The following is a 14,831-nucleotide window of genomic DNA, read 5'->3' as shown; positions in this document are numbered from 1 at the left end:
TCCGAAATACATCCTCTCCGTAACGGTGAAACCGTTATGGAGGGGCTTTTTTAATCTCAGATTCAGTGAAGTCTTCTTACCTTCTTATCAGGTTGATAAAAACTATAATAATGGTTATTATGATGTAAGCATTGAAATACGAGTCATATATTGAAGTATCAAACCTACAGCAATATGGGTATAGTTGATTCTGTTGTGCAAAATATAGAAGAAAGTATTGAGAGAACGAGATGACTGCAAAGGAAACTAAACTGAATGATTATCTGGAAAAACTCGGTGCAAAGGAGTCTGTTCCCGGTGGCGGCGGTGCCAGTGCGCTTGCAGGGGCTTATGGAGTCAGTCTTGGTCTGATGGTTGTGTCCTTCACCAGCGGCAAGAAGAAATATGCAGATTTTGAGCCAAGACTTCAGGCGATAAAAGAAAAGCTTGAGAAATTGAGAGTCAGGTTTTTGGAACTCTCAGACGAAGATGAGAAGGTTTTCTATCCGCTTAGTCAGGCATACGGACTTCCGGAAGAGACAGTGGAAGAGAAAGATTATAAAGAGACCACTCTTGAGACCTGTCTTTCCGCGGCTTCCATGACACCCATAAAGATTATGGAGTGTGCATGCGAGGCGTTGAATTACATGCAGGAGCTTGCAGATAACGGTTCGAAGCTTATGCTCAGCGATGTGGGAGTAGGTGTTTCATTCCTGAACACAGCCCTTCAGGGTGCAGTGATGAATGTCTATATTAACACAAAGATGATGAAGAACAGAAATCGTATGATAGAGCTCAATGAATATGCATATAAGCTTTTGTCTGACGGAAAGAGCAGAGCGAGACTAATATATGAGCAGGTCGAGACTGCGATAAAACCGTCTTATGATGCGGAAAAAGACAAAATCACGAGAAATAAAGTCGATTTTTCCTGATATAATCTAACGAGACGGCTGAGATATTATTATAATAATTAGAACCATACACTTGATAGTAAATGCATTATCATAAAAGGTATAGGACTATGAGTGAAAATAATAGCCAAACGGGATAGGCCTTAATAAGCTGTTTCAGCAGTTAAACCTACAGCAATAAAAGAGGAGTGAACATGCAGGAATTAAAAGGAAAACTCATTGCAGACAGAATAAAGGAAGAATGTCTTGATTTTGTGGGAAAGTACAACGGCATCATGCCGGCACTGGCTATTCTCAGAGTCGGCAGCAGGGAAGCAGACCTTTCTTACGAAAGAAGCATAAAAAACCGTTTCGTTAATTTCGGACTGGAGGCAAAGGATTATGAGCTTCCGGAGAATTGTACCAACGAAGAGTTCCAGGAGGTCTTTGATTTCATTAACAACGATCCTGAAATTCACGGAATACTTGTTATGCGTCCTCTTCCAAAGCAGATCAATGAGGAAGAGATGCTTAAGAAGATGAATCCGTTGAAGGATATCGACTGTATAACCGATGCCAATGTTTCCGGCGTGATGAGAGGCGACAAGGAAGCATTTGCACCTTGTACGGCACAGGCAGTAATTGAGATTCTTAAGGGATATAATATCGAGATGGCAGGTAAAAAGGCCTGCATAATCGGGCGTTCCATGGTGGTAGGAAAACCTCTTTCCATGCTGCTTCTTAATGAGAATGCCACTGTTACAGTCTGCCACTCAAAATCAGAAAATATCAAGGAAGTGGCAAGTGATGCTGATATCGTGATTGCGGCCATAGGTAAGGCGAAGAAGATCAGCAGCGGATATATAAAGGAAGATGCGACACTTATCGATGTAGGAATCAATGTTGACGAGCACGGCAATCTTTGCGGTGACTGTGACTGGGATCAGATCGTACTTAAGGCTGGAGCTGCAACACCGGTTCCAGGTGGCGTGGGAACAGTGACAACAGCTGTTCTTGCAAAGCATCTTATAGATGCGGCAAGACGTCAGATGAATCTGGCTCCGGTTGATGATTCAAAGGATGAATATATAGAGTAAATTGTTAAAAACTCATTTCATATTTCAAAACAGAGTGCTATAATTTCGAAGGTAAATATTTTTAAAAAGAATTTTTTAAGTAAGTTAACGGGGGTGTCGGTCAGAACCGGCTGAGATGGGAACTGTACGTTTCCGGACCCTATGAAACCTGATTTGGATCATGCCAACGTAGGGAGTGAGCTTTATTTAACGCCTTTAAAGGGATTGTCCGAATCAGGACAGTCCCTTATTTTTTTGATAAGGCTGTAAAGAGCATGTCGTGTCCGCTTGAATATGCATTTGGCAGCCAGATTCATCGAGAAGGGTGCTTCTTCCGTACTTGATTATTTAAAAATGAGTATGCTTCGCAGGAGAATATATGGATAAAAAGTCACTACTATTATACGGAATAACCGACAGAGGATGTCTTCCCCGGGGAAAGAGCCTCACTCAGGCAGTTTTGGAAGCCATAGAAGGCGGAGTAACCATGCTGCAGCTCAGGGAAAAGGAACTGAAGGGGGAAGATCTAAAAAACCTTGCAAGAGAGCTTCTTTTGATATGCAGAAAACATGACATCCCATTCATCATAAACGATGATGCTGAGCTTTGCAGGATCATCGATGCTGATGGTGTTCATGTGGGTCAGGAGGATATGGCGCCTCTGGAGGCAAGAAGGATCATTGGTCCGGGGAAAATTGTCGGAGTTACGGCCAAAACTGTAGAACAGGCAGAAAATGCGGTACAAAACGGAGCTGACTATCTGGGTTCCGGTGCTCTTTTCGGTTCATCAACCAAGAAGGATGCCATATACATGACGAGGGAAACAATTGCAGATATCATTCGCTCCGTTGATATCCCTGTTGTGGGAATAGGCGGAATAAATGAGGACAATGCATCGCTTCTTACAGGAACCGGGGCTGCCGGAATAGCTGTTGTCAGCAGCATCTTCGGACAGGAGGATATAAGAGGAGCTGCTGAAAGGCTCAGAAAGACAGCTGAAAAAATAGTCGCATATAGCAAATAAGAGAACTGAAAAAGTAGTGGAAACAGAGAGCAAGTTGAAACAAACACAGAAAAAAATAGAGTGATAACCGAAAGGCAGCTACAGTAAGGTGGCTATCGATATCGGAATCAAAACATAAAAGTATGATGCGATTTGATGTGTTCTTAGAAAGCTTCTGGCAAAAGCATTAGCATACACATCATAATATATCGCTTTACATACAGCGGCTTCTTGGGGGCACCACCTGAGGTCGCTATATAAAATTAGTGTTGTGGGCTGCAGAAGTGCAGATATGTGCATAGGTAAATGCTTATGCAATATGATGTGGATCCTTGTCTTTATGATAATTAAAATGGATCGATATTCCCGTATGAAAGGAGAGTAATAATGAAAACAGCATTAACAATCGCAGGAAGTGATTCCAGCGGAGGCGCCGGCATCCAGGCAGATATCAAGACAATGCTCGCAAATCATGTATACGCCATGAGTGCGATTACGGCATTGACTGCCCAGAATACTACCGGTGTTTCTGACATTATGGAAAGCAGTCCTGAATTTTTAAAGGAGCAGCTGGACTGTATATTCACTGATATTTACCCGGATGCGGTAAAAACGGGAATGGTATCATCAAAGGGGCTTATAGAAGTAATTGCTGAGAGACTCAGGTTCTACAAGGCAAAAAACATCGTTGTAGACCCAGTTATGGTGGCAACAAGCGGAGCCAGGCTCATTACTGAAGAGGCTGTAAAGACATTGAAGGAAAGTCTGCTTCCTCTTGCCACTGTCATAACTCCGAATATACCTGAGACAGAGGTACTTTCAGGAATGAGGATAGAGAGCCCGGAGGATATGGTGGAGGCATCAAAAAAGATATTTGAGGAGTATGGCTGCGCAGTACTTTGCAAAGGCGGACATAACCTTAATGATGCCAATGATCTTCTGTACTCGGAAAACGGATATACCTGGTTCAGGGGAAAACGTATTGATAACAAAAACACCCACGGCACGGGATGTACATTGTCATCAGCCATAGCTTCGAATCTTGCAAAGGGATATGATCTTGAAACTGCTGTACGTTATGCAAAAAACTATATTTCCGGAGCTCTTGCCGCTATGCTTGATCTCGGAAAGGGTTCTGGACCCATGGATCATGGATTTGCCATAAATGGTGAATACAAAAATATTTAAGGCCATGGTACCTGCCGATTAAATAAATTGTTTACTGCTGCTCCTTGGAATGGAGATCAAAATGAATAATGTAAAAAAGGAAACACTGGAAATGAAGGGAACGACCTATATCAACACAAAGAAGCTTGCCCTGGCTGCTTTTTTTGCGGCTGTAGCAGTGGTGGGCTCCACATTTTCCATACCGGTCTTCGGGGCAAAATGTTCACCTGTCCAGCATCTTATCAATGTTCTGTGCGCTATCTTTTTAGGACCGGGATATGGTGTTCTGGCCGCATTTGTGGCGAGTCTCATCAGAAATCTCATGGGACTTGGATCTTTTCTTGCCTTTCCGGGATCCATGTGCGGAGCCTTCCTTTCCGGAATTATGTATAAGAGCCTAAGAAAGCTGCCTGCAGCTTATATAGGTGAAGTATTCGGTACCGGTATAATCGGCGGCATACTTTCATATCCGGTGGCTGCATTTATCATGGGAAACAGTTCAGCGGGTGTATTCACCTTTGTGATTCCTTTCCTCATCAGCACCATAGGAGGAACCATACTTGCCATAGTCATAACCATGGCCTTAAGGCAGCTGAATCTCATTGACAGGATCAGGGAAAATCTGGTATAAAAGTCACTTTTTGATTTACTGAACTGAAACCTTTATCCGAAGATGAACTGTCTCACATGAATCACAGCTTTAACAGGAAATTACAGGAATAATATATGGATACAACTAAAGAACTATCAGACAAAATCAGAGAATATCGTCCTCTCATTCATTCCATCACGAATTATGTGACTGTCAATGACTGTGCGAACGCCTTACTTGCCATAGGTGCCCGTCCTGTCATGTCCCATGCGCCGGAGGAAGCAGCTGAGATCACTTCGGGAAGTGATGGACTGGAGCTGAATCTGGGAGCTACGGAGTACTATGAATCCATGCTTCTCAGCGGAAGAGAGGCTGATTCATCAGGGATTCCCATAATCATTGATCCTGTAGGAGTTTCAGGCTCTTCATACAGAAGAAATTTCCTGAAAAGGCTTATTGAATGCTGTCATCCTGTGGCTGTAAGAGGAAACCGTTCGGAGATACTTGCTATGATAAGGGATGAAAAAACCGAAACAGGAGTGGATTCTCTAAGGTTTGATGCGGATTACTCCGACGTAGAAATAATTTCTATGATGCAGGAATTCTGCAGGAAAAGAAAAGAAGAGTATATAGCTTCAGGAGTTTCACATGAGCTCATTCTTGTCTGCTCCGGTAAAACAGATCTTATAGCCTGTTCTGATAAATCGGTCGTAGCTGAGGGTGGCTCCTCTGAGATGTCCGGTGTGACAGGAACAGGCTGTATGTCTTCCGTCATCCTGGCTTCATTTTTGTCAGGAGCGAGAATTAAAAACAGTGAAGAGCATAACAGCCTGAGGGACTCCGGTGCCGGATCCGAAGTATATGATAAATCAGAATCCGGGTCTGAAAAACACTCAGAGGTTGAAACGGAAATCAGCGATTTTGATGCCTGTGTCTCGGCAGTAAAGTACATTAATGCTGCAGCAGAAAGAGCGGAAGAAAATCTGAATTATCTTAGAAAGAAGGAGACATTGCCCTTCGGCACCTTCAGAACAGGCAGCTACAGGGTGATGTTTATAGATCAGCTTGGCAGGGATAATATTTGAAAACATAGTTAATATTTAATTGCTATAATTTAAGTTCATTGTAAATTGTTTTTTCTGTAACGGATTGTAGAATAGAAGAAAAGATAATTATATCTTACAGAAAACAAGGAGTATGGAAAAATGAAATTTAAGAAGATGACAGCAGCCTTAATGACGGCTGTACTTGTTGCATCAACACCTGCGGGAGCATATCTTGGTCAGCTCTCTTCATTCGCAAAGAGCAGTGATGAAGATGAAAAGGACTACAGTATCTCTGATGCCGCCTGGGAAGAAGAAACAGACAGCAATGGTAAAGTGCATGTATACGCTACATGGTCGGAATCAGATGACAAGGCCAGTGCAACCATTACCATATATGTCGATGAGAAGAAGCAGTCTTCTACGGGAACTATATCTACAACAACCACTGCAGGAAGAAAAGAGCTTACATCCATCATTAAGAAACTGAACAAGAAGGGATCCTATACTTTCAAGATTACATCACAGAAAAAGAATAAGGGTGAAGATGAAAAATCATCTGCAGAGTCGGATGCACTTGAAATCGACAGCGATTATCTGAAGTCACTTGCTTCAAGTAATTCTTCAAGCTCTTCTTCGAGTTCAGGTTCCGGTTCAAGCAGTGGCCCCAGTGTCAATCCTTCATCAGGAAACACAACAACGCAGCAAAGCTCAACCCCTGCTGATGCCATGAATGGTACACAAACGGCACAGACAGCCCAGACTGAAACTAAGACACAGGCTTCTGCAACAGCCTGGCAGGATTGGGGATATGGCTGGGTTTACTTTGAAAACGGTCAGCTTGTAAAAGATAAATGGGTTATGTCTAACGGCAAGTACTATCATCTTAATTCAATAGGATTTATGGATGCCGATACCTACGTTACAGATTCTCTTTTCGGAACCCACTATGTGGGAGCTGATGGTGCTCTTGTGTATTGATGATTTTTGGTCAAGCTGTTATAGCAAAACAAAATATGTAAGTTGATATAAAATTATGCTCCGAAGGTCTTTGTGCTTGCACAATAGACCTTCGGAGCATTTTAAGTATAATGCATAATCGAACATTTAAAGATGTGAGATATGTGTAAAATTTTTCTGAATTAATATACAGATATCTTGTTATGAATCAAAAGATTCTCTAAAATACGAATGGATTTATTTATATGACATAAGTGTCGTAAGAACGCACCGGGTTTAAGGATTCCATGACGACGTTTGATACTCATGTATATTCATTTTAGCTGCATTCGCAGTTGCATTTCCATTTCCATTTACAACATTTTTATAACTATTAAAAACGGTTCTTTTTTAATTTGTAATAGTTGCCGGGTCATATTTTTACGGGTTTAACATTATCGACGGTCAGTATTGGCTGAGGTCCTGACCCTTGAAAAGGCATTTATAAGAGCAGGAACCTGCAGTACAGCAAGGGTTATTACAGCTTCTGCCCCTATATAGATAAGGTTGTAAACGGCGGAATACAGCGCAGGATTCCATCCTTCCCATGCATATTCTCCGAAAAATACCCAGCCTGAAAGAAAGGCGAAGAACCATCTTGCAGCCAGGGCAGCTATATATCCCTGTGAAAGCCCCTTTTCTTTTTTTGAAAAGAAACCGGATAATCCAAAAGCTCCGAAAGCAAGAACATAATCGAGGATCACCTGTACCGGCGTCAGCATATAGGGCTTAAGTATGAAATTCAGTATTCCGCAGGCGATGCCGCTGGTTATTCCCGCAACCGGACCAAAGAAAAATCCCGGAAGAGTTGCAAAGAGCATTGAAAACATGGTTACAGACCCACCGGTGGGAAAGCTGAAGAGTGTGATCATGGATGCAATAGTTGAAAGAGCTATGCAGGCAGAACAGTAGACAAGTGTTTTGATGTTTTTTGACATAAAAAAATCCTCCTTGATTTGAACGTCACTTTTAAGACGTTATCTATGGAGGGGCATGGAAGTAACACACAGGATAACCCTATATGAAACTAACTTATATTGCTTCCCTACGCAGGCATTAACCTGATCAGGTAAAAAGGGTTGATCCTAAGATCATCTCAGCAAATGCGCCCCTAGCGTTTTATCTTTATAATTCTATACGCCGGAGCAGGAGGCTGTCAATGTTTAAAAAGGAGGATTATGAATAATCTATGACAGAAAAAGAAAAAAATAAACTTAGAGAAAGACTAAAAAGTTTAAAACAGATTCTTGTGATCATTCTGATGATTATAAGCGGAGTCTATTATGTGACTATGGGAAGAGCCCAAAACAAAGCTACCTTTAAAGTGTATTCGGAAACCCAGGGGTACAAAGAAGAGGAGAAAACCAAAAGCTCTGCTAACAACTATAATCCGACAGTAATTGAAAACACAGAAAATAAGCTCTATTCAAAAAAAGACAATGATGTGCCGTGTACTGAGGAACCACAATATATTCAAAAATCTGATGATACACGGAATTCTGATACCCAAAACAAGATGGCTGAATCAGAAGCTAATGGGTCTCATTTTTCTTCTTTATCATCTTCATACCAATCTACTCTGGTTAATATAAATAAAGCAGATCAGCAGGAATTGGAAACCATTCCGGGAGTTGGTCCCGCCACTGCAAAAAACATCATAGAATACAGAGAAAAATACGGTGGCTTTGCGGCTGTAGAAGAGATAAAGAATGTAAAAAGGATAGGAGATAAAACCTTCGAAAAACTCAGGGACCATATAACTGTATAAGCTTATACATAAAGAATAAAAGACATGTATTCATTTGAAAAAACAGATATAAAACTGTAGAATATGCTGTGGATATAAAGAGAACAGTTTAGAAAATCAGTAACAGAAGTCATTAATACACAGAGTGTTCAGGATTCAGTATGATGGCATGGGAAAAAACTGAAGAGAGGAGGAATTGACTGTATGGCAGAGTCGGTTCCGGAGAGAGTATTGATATATGATCTTATCGCGGATTTATGTTCTTTTTTGATAAAGTCTGTTGGTAAGGATTATCTTATTTTGTATAAAAGTATTTCAGGATTAGAATGCAGTCGTATCGACAGATATATTCAGGAAAATACGGATCTCAGTCTCAGTGACAAAGGTATGTATTTTCCGGTTTTTGAACCTGATCTCGACCGGGAATATATAAATAAGCTGTATTCATTTAAGGATAAGCTGTACAGGGAGCTGGACAGGAACAGTATCATAAGATTTATTCAGGCACTTGATGAAGCTGTAGCAGTTCTTTTGTATGATGAACGGGAAATACTTGAAGAGAAGGGTGTTTCATCGGAAATCAATACAAACAGAAAAGAGACAGGTATCTCTGTATTTCCCAAGATGCGATGTGTATGGTCCAGAAAAAACAGACATTCCTTTTCTTATGAGCGCATAGACAGTTATCTGAAATATCTTCTTGTAGTGGAAGATATGCGGGATATAGAAGCCGACCATGTTTTTATAAAAAAAGGTTCACTGCCTTTGTTTGACAAAACAAAAAAGCTTAATGTTGCAGCTTCCCCCCTCAGCGCAAAATCAAATTTTGATATCAAGTATCACAATACGGACAATTATCAGACCTTCGATATAAAGTACAACGAATCCCGTATGAAACGTGATAATGTTCTTGTGTGGAACAAGATTAAAGAAGCCGGAGAAAAGGGAAGCGAGCTCATGGTTTTCCCTGAAATGCTCGGAAATCCCACCATGGAGACATTTATACGTGAGAAACTCGGCTCGCTTGATAAAGAACAGAGAAAACAGATACCGCCATTGATAGTACTTCCTTCCTGCAGCATGGACGGGCTGAATTATGCCCCGGTCTTGGACAGATACGGAAATGTACTTACGAGACAGTGCAAACAGAATCCATTTTTTCTTAAGACAAAGCAGGGCAATCACAGAGAGTATTTAAAGAAAAATAATAGAATAACCATTTTCCATTATCCCGGAATAGGACGCTTCGCTGTTATGATCTGCAAGGACTTTCTGACAAATGAATATATGGAACGTATCATGAGAGGCTTTATGCTGACAATGATCATTGCTCCTGCATATTCTACCGGTTCCTATGATTTTAAGCTTTCACTGGATCTTTGTGCACATGATGATTGTAATGTTATCTGGATCAATGCCTGTGCGGCTTTGATACCCGGGAAGGAAGCCAATTTTGAGAATATAGGCTATATAAGAAAACGTACTGGAAGAAACCAAAGTGAAGAGGAATCAACCTATCGCATGAAATCCTGCAGAAAATTATTTATGGGCGGATGTGACCATAACTGTATCTATTATGACAGTTTCGGCTCTGTGTGATATTCCTGGAATAAGCTTTATACAGGTGTACGAAGCTTTAAAATCTTATCGTACTTGCAATACATCTGTTGATACTTTATCACAAATAAAAAACGACTTCCGGACAGATCACCATCTTTCCGGAAGTCGTTAAAAATCTTTTCAACTATCTTAAATTGCCTTTTCCGAAATCTTCCTGATCTTCATAGAATCTGTCGAGGCACAGATCTCCGTAGACCCAAAGGAAACAGAAGAGCTGTGCTCTCGCTGACATCTTTGAAGTCTTGAGCAGCTCCTTGACATCGTTCTTGCTGAGCCAGACAGCTTCGATTTCTTCAAAGCTGGAATTACTTTCCTGAATGTCACCGTCTACTATAGCGATAACGCAGGAGGTGGATTCATTGGAAAGGCCAACGGAATTGAAACTGCTCTTCAGACGTACTATACGCTTTACAAAACGAAGTCCGGTTTCCTCCATAAGCTCTCTTTTTGCGGCTTCTGTGGGAGTTTCTCCCTCATCTATAAGACCTGAAGGGAAATTATATACCCAGTCACCGACTGCCATCTGATACTCCTTGTTCAGAAGGATACGATTATGATTTCTGGAAAGACCAATAATGCAGACGGTTTTACTGCTCCAATCGGATAATTCTTCAAGTGATGTGATATTTGGATTACGGCTTACGATTTCATAGGTCTTCTCTTTATGATCATTGGATTCATACAGAATATCATACCTGTTGATAAAGTTACCTTTTTCGATTTGTTTAATGCCTTTGAACTGCATATTATACCCTCCCCAAGGTTATCGGAATACCTGATGTCACGAATCCTAAGTGCACGACTTGGAACTGATTTCTTTAATATATATAATAAACTCTTATTTCATAAAAATATACAAAAAAGATTTTTAAAATGCATAAAATAAAGAAATATGGTATGATTGCATCAGTTCAATAGGTCCATCTACCGTTTGTGTAAGAACATAAGTGGTAGATGGACTTCATGACAAAAGTATCAAATATTCAAATTAATCTGTACAAATCAGATATATATATGTAAAATGTGCATTTGCACAACTTATATTGGAGGTTCTATATGGAACAGAAACTGGAAAGAGCAACACATGTTGTATATGAGAAGGATGACAACGGTCAGGTTGTTATCGCCGATGAAGTTGTAGCTGTCATTGCCGGAATTGCTGCAACAGAGACAGAGGGAGTTGATTCCATGAACGGAGGATGGTCAGGTGAGATCATTTCCAGAATGGGAATCAAGGATCTTGGAAAGGGAGTTTCCATAAGTATTGAGGAAGGTCATGTTTCGGTTGACCTCAGTCTCAATGTCAAGTATGGATATTCTATTCCTGAAGTATCTAAGAATGTTCAGGACAAGGTTGCCCAGGCTATTGAATCCATGACAGGTCTCAATGTGCTTGATGTAAACATCAAGATTTCGGGAGTTGTTACCACAGAGGATTGATGTCCTCCGATGAACAGGTTTAATTCATGATCCGAAGAGAAGCAGGTCATTGTGACTATTTCATTTTTGAAAATCATGAAGTTTTAAACCACAGTACATTTAAAATATTATCAGATAGGAAAAGTATGAATAAGCGAGAAGAAAGAGATCATAAATTTAAACTTCTTTTCTCCACACAGTTTTATCCTGGAGACGAGATTCCTTCACAGATGGATCGTTATTTTGATTCACCTGACTATGAGGATGGTGACAGTCTGATCAAAATTGAAAATCTGACTGAAGATGAACAGAAGGATCTTGAATCCTCAGTACAGAAGATAGTTGACAAGCTTCCTGAACTTGATGAAAAGATTAATTCAAGTGCTGACGGATGGAAAACGGATCGTATGACAAAGACTGATCTTACAGCAATCCGTCTTGCTCTTTATGAGATAAATTATGATGAAGCCGTTCCTGAGAAGGTTGCTATCAACGAGGCAATCGAGCTTGCCAAGAAGTACGGCGGCAATGAATCAGGTTCTTTTGTAAACGGGGTTCTTGCGAGACTTGTTGACAGCACACGTGAATCTAAGAAAGTGGAGAAGGCACCTCGTAAGCAGCAGGGCGAGCTTACTGAAAAGAAGTCCGCTGAAGGCAAGAGCGTTCATATTCTTATCAATAAGAACAATAAATAAAAGATGGGTCAGCTTAACAGGGCATATACGGTATCGCAGGTCAACAGTTACATAGGTAATATGTTTGCCACGGACTTTGCGTTGTCCGGCATCACAATAAAAGGAGAAATATCGAACCTGAAGTATCATACTTCAGGTCATATTTACTTTACATTAAAAGATACAGCTTCGCAGATTTCCGGCGTAATGTTCGTCAGAGATCGTGCGGGGCTTCAGTTTAAGTTAGAGGACGGTATGAGCGTTCTGTGTACCGGAAGCGTAGGTGTCTACGAAAGAGGCGGAACATACCAGATTTATGCCAAAAGCTTTAGGTCAGACGGGGTCGGAGATCTATACATAAGATTTGAACAGCTAAAGAAAGAGCTTGCCGAAATGGGCATGTTTGACCCTATGTATAAAAAGCCGATTCCGAAGTATGCAAGGAATATCGGGATAGTAACGGCAAAAACAGGTGCGGCCGTAAGGGATATAGTTCAGATAGCGAAGAGAAGAAATCCTTATGTGAACCTTACTTTGTATCCTGCTCAGGTTCAGGGTGACGGAGCTGTTCAATCTATAATACGCGGTATAAAGACCCTGGATCTCATGGGTATGGATGTCATCATAGTGGGCCGCGGCGGAGGTTCCATCGAGGATCTATGGGCTTTTAACGAACAGGCTGTGGCTCAGGCCATCTTCGATGCAGACACTCCCATTATCAGTGCAGTAGGGCATGAAACTGATACTACCATTGCTGATTACGTGGCAGACCTCAGGGCCCCGACACCAAGTGCCGGAGCTGAGCTGGCAGTTTTTGACTATTCAAAATTCGAAGACGATATTTCAGGATACAAAGCTGCACTGGAATCCGTTCTTTATGAGCATGTTCAGGATTCAAGACAGAAGTTATCCATGTACAAACTTAAGTTAAATCAGCTTAATCCCAAGTACATTCTCAATGAATACCACAAAAAAGAAATTCTCAGTAAAAACGAATTGACCAGGCTTATGCAGAATAAACTTGTATTCTGCAGGGAAAGACTGAGAGATTATGATGAATTAAAAACTCTTATGACTGACATGCTTCATCTTACGAAGAATCATTTGAGAGACTATGATGGTATGCCTTCCATCATGAAACAGAGTCTGGAAAAAGCCCGTCATAAGCTTATGATAAAGACAGAACGGCTTGAAGCCGTCAGTCCTTTGCGAAAGCTGTCAGGTGGTTACGGTTTCATTCGTGATGATGAAGGAAAAAGAGTTGACAGTGTAAAGAAGCTGAAAAAAGGTGATCTGATAAGCACTACACTCAAGGACGGAACATTAAAAAGCCGTATTGAGGATATAAATTTTGGAGGTTGATATGGCCGGCAGAACCAAAAGCAAGGAACCACAGGCTGAAGCATCCGTAGAAAGCAGAAAACCCTTAAATGAGATTTTTGCAGAATTGGATGAGCTTATAGAAAAGATGGAAAATGAAGACAGCCTTGAAAAGACATTTGATATGTATAAAAAGGGTGTCGGACTTCTTAAGGATGCAAACGAAAGTATCGATAAGATTGAAAAACAGGTAAAGGTGTTGGATGAAGATGGCATTCTCTCATGAATTGGATGAAACAGTCAGATCAGTAAACGAGATTATCAAAAAAGGAATTCCGGAGGTCAAAGGTCTTCAGTCTACCGTACTGGATTCCATGGATTATTCTGTGGAAGCGGGCGGTAAGCGCATAAGACCGCTTATGATACTTAAGAGCTATGAGCTCTACAGGGACAGAACCTCCGGCAGAGATGAATTCATGCTTCCTGTGGTCCACAGCTTTATGTGTGCCATGGAGATGATTCATACATCAAGTCTTTGCCATGATGATCTTCCCTGCATGGATGGTGATAAGTACAGACGCGGAAGAGAGTCTACATGGTTTAAATATGGTGAAGCCATGGGAACTCTTTGTGGTGATGCTCTTTTGATGTATGCACCGGAGATAGTCGCGAAGGCTTATAAAAAGCAGCTTTCGGAGTATTCCGGAGGTGATAAGGGTATAACTCAGGAAGAGCTCAATGCTTATTCTCTTTCATTTGTCAGGGCACTTGACATCCTTATGGAAAAGTCGGGGGTTTACGGTATGCTGGGAGGTCAGGTGGTTGATGTTGAAATGACAGGAAAGCCCCTTACGGACGAACAGCTTATGTTTATCTATAAACTGAAGACCGGAGCGCTTTTACAGGCATCTCTTATGATCGGAGCTGTCCTCGGCGGTGCAAAGGATGAAGAGCTGAAAAGGCTTGAAGATATTGGAGAGAAGATTGGTGTGGCCTTCCAGATTCAGGATGACATTCTGGATGAAACAAGTACTGTAGAGGTTCTCGGAAAGCCTATTCATTCTGATGATGAAAACAACAAGACCACCTATGTTTCCATATATGGTCTTTCAGATGCTCATAAAGAGGTGGAGAGTTTATCAAAGAAGGCTATTGATGAGCTCAAAAATCTCCCGGATGTAAATGACCAAAGCCGTGAATTTCTTATGAATCTGACGGATATGTTGATCAACAGAAAAAAATGATTCCGTCTTCAGGAAACTTTAAAAACAAAGTCGGGGACGGATGATTTTCTAATAA

Annotated in this window: 16 protein-coding genes and 2 riboswitches; of the genes, 14 read left to right on the top strand and 2 right to left on the bottom strand. The window is 41.1% G+C overall.

What is annotated here, in order from left to right:
* The first annotated feature begins 230 nt into the window (after positions 1-230).
* The 7 genes from T515_RS00635 to T515_RS00605 all read left to right on the top strand — a co-directional run bounded on the left by T515_RS00635 (position 231) and on the right by T515_RS00605 (position 6,734).
* Entirely contained in the window at positions 231-914 is a 684-nt protein-coding gene (locus tag T515_RS00635; RefSeq protein WP_051671282.1) for a cyclodeaminase/cyclohydrolase family protein, read from the top strand.
* A gap of 173 nt (positions 915-1,087) precedes the next feature.
* Complete coding sequence (locus T515_RS00630) at positions 1,088-1,969, top strand: bifunctional 5,10-methylenetetrahydrofolate dehydrogenase/5,10-methenyltetrahydrofolate cyclohydrolase (protein ID WP_051671281.1); 882 nt, start codon at positions 1,088-1,090, stop codon at positions 1,967-1,969.
* 79 nt (positions 1,970-2,048) lie between these two features.
* Positions 2,049-2,161, top strand: a riboswitch (TPP riboswitch).
* A 166-nt stretch (positions 2,162-2,327) separates the two neighbouring features.
* Entirely contained in the window at positions 2,328-2,972 is a 645-nt protein-coding gene (gene thiE / locus T515_RS00625) for a thiamine phosphate synthase (protein WP_036606415.1), read from the top strand.
* Positions 2,973-3,338: 366 nt separating this feature from the next.
* Complete coding sequence (gene thiD / locus T515_RS00620) at positions 3,339-4,139, top strand: bifunctional hydroxymethylpyrimidine kinase/phosphomethylpyrimidine kinase (protein WP_036606413.1); 801 nt, start codon at positions 3,339-3,341, stop codon at positions 4,137-4,139.
* A gap of 61 nt (positions 4,140-4,200) precedes the next feature.
* Positions 4,201-4,749 (top strand): energy coupling factor transporter S component ThiW, encoded by a 549-nt coding sequence (gene thiW, locus T515_RS00615; RefSeq protein ID WP_242839296.1) that lies wholly within the window; start codon positions 4,201-4,203, stop codon positions 4,747-4,749.
* A 95-nt stretch (positions 4,750-4,844) separates the two neighbouring features.
* Positions 4,845-5,795 carry a hydroxyethylthiazole kinase gene (locus T515_RS00610; RefSeq protein ID WP_051671280.1) on the top strand — a complete coding sequence of 317 codons (951 nt, stop codon included), beginning with the start codon at positions 4,845-4,847 and terminating at the stop codon, positions 5,793-5,795.
* A gap of 120 nt (positions 5,796-5,915) precedes the next feature.
* On the top strand, positions 5,916-6,734 hold the full coding sequence (locus T515_RS00605) for a hypothetical protein (RefSeq protein WP_036606412.1): 819 nt from the start codon (positions 5,916-5,918) through the stop codon (positions 6,732-6,734).
* A gap of 413 nt (positions 6,735-7,147) precedes the next feature.
* On the opposite strand, the gene T515_RS00600 is transcribed toward T515_RS00605, so the two are convergent.
* Entirely contained in the window at positions 7,148-7,690 is a 543-nt protein-coding gene (locus T515_RS00600) for an energy-coupled thiamine transporter ThiT (protein ID WP_036606411.1), read from the bottom strand.
* A gap of 87 nt (positions 7,691-7,777) precedes the next feature.
* Positions 7,778-7,875, bottom strand: a riboswitch (TPP riboswitch).
* Positions 7,876-7,941: 66 nt separating this feature from the next.
* Here T515_RS00600 and T515_RS16200 point away from each other — a divergent pair.
* Together T515_RS16200 and T515_RS00590 are read left to right on the top strand one after the other, a co-directional pair.
* Positions 7,942-8,520: a ComEA family DNA-binding protein gene (locus tag T515_RS16200; protein WP_051671279.1), complete on the top strand. Its 579-nt coding sequence runs from the start codon at positions 7,942-7,944 to the stop codon at positions 8,518-8,520.
* Positions 8,521-8,703: 183 nt separating this feature from the next.
* Entirely contained in the window at positions 8,704-10,098 is a 1,395-nt protein-coding gene (locus T515_RS00590; RefSeq protein WP_036606410.1) for a hypothetical protein, read from the top strand.
* 145 nt (positions 10,099-10,243) lie between these two features.
* On the opposite strand, the gene T515_RS00585 is transcribed toward T515_RS00590, so the two are convergent.
* Positions 10,244-10,864 carry an NUDIX hydrolase gene (locus tag T515_RS00585; protein WP_081832595.1) on the bottom strand — a complete coding sequence of 207 codons (621 nt, stop codon included), beginning with the start codon at positions 10,862-10,864 and terminating at the stop codon, positions 10,244-10,246.
* 311 nt (positions 10,865-11,175) lie between these two features.
* Here T515_RS00585 and T515_RS00580 point away from each other — a divergent pair, with 311 nt between their 5' ends.
* The 5 genes from T515_RS00580 (at position 11,176) to T515_RS00560 (ending at position 14,776) form a co-directional block, all read left to right on the top strand.
* The gene (locus T515_RS00580; RefSeq protein ID WP_036606409.1) at positions 11,176-11,559 is read left to right on the top strand and encodes an Asp23/Gls24 family envelope stress response protein; all 384 of its coding nucleotides are present in this window, start codon (positions 11,176-11,178) and stop codon (positions 11,557-11,559) included.
* A gap of 125 nt (positions 11,560-11,684) precedes the next feature.
* Positions 11,685-12,233: a transcription antitermination factor NusB gene (nusB, locus tag T515_RS00575; protein WP_036606408.1), complete on the top strand. Its 549-nt coding sequence runs from the start codon at positions 11,685-11,687 to the stop codon at positions 12,231-12,233.
* 3 nt (positions 12,234-12,236) lie between these two features.
* Entirely contained in the window at positions 12,237-13,574 is a 1,338-nt protein-coding gene (xseA, locus tag T515_RS00570) for an exodeoxyribonuclease VII large subunit (protein ID WP_036606406.1), read from the top strand.
* 1 nt (position 13,575) lies between these two features.
* Complete coding sequence (xseB, locus tag T515_RS00565; protein WP_051671278.1) at positions 13,576-13,818, top strand: exodeoxyribonuclease VII small subunit; 243 nt, start codon at positions 13,576-13,578, stop codon at positions 13,816-13,818.
* On the top strand, positions 13,796-14,776 hold the full coding sequence (locus tag T515_RS00560) for a polyprenyl synthetase family protein (protein WP_051671277.1): 981 nt from the start codon (positions 13,796-13,798) through the stop codon (positions 14,774-14,776). The genes xseB and T515_RS00560 overlap by 23 nt, the downstream gene beginning before the upstream one ends.
* Positions 14,777-14,831: the final 55 nt, after the last annotated feature.

The organism is Oribacterium sp. P6A1, from assembly GCF_000702885.1.
Lineage (GTDB): Bacteria > Bacillota > Clostridia > Lachnospirales > Lachnospiraceae > Oribacterium.
This window is presented reverse-complemented; position numbering and strand designations above follow the sequence as displayed.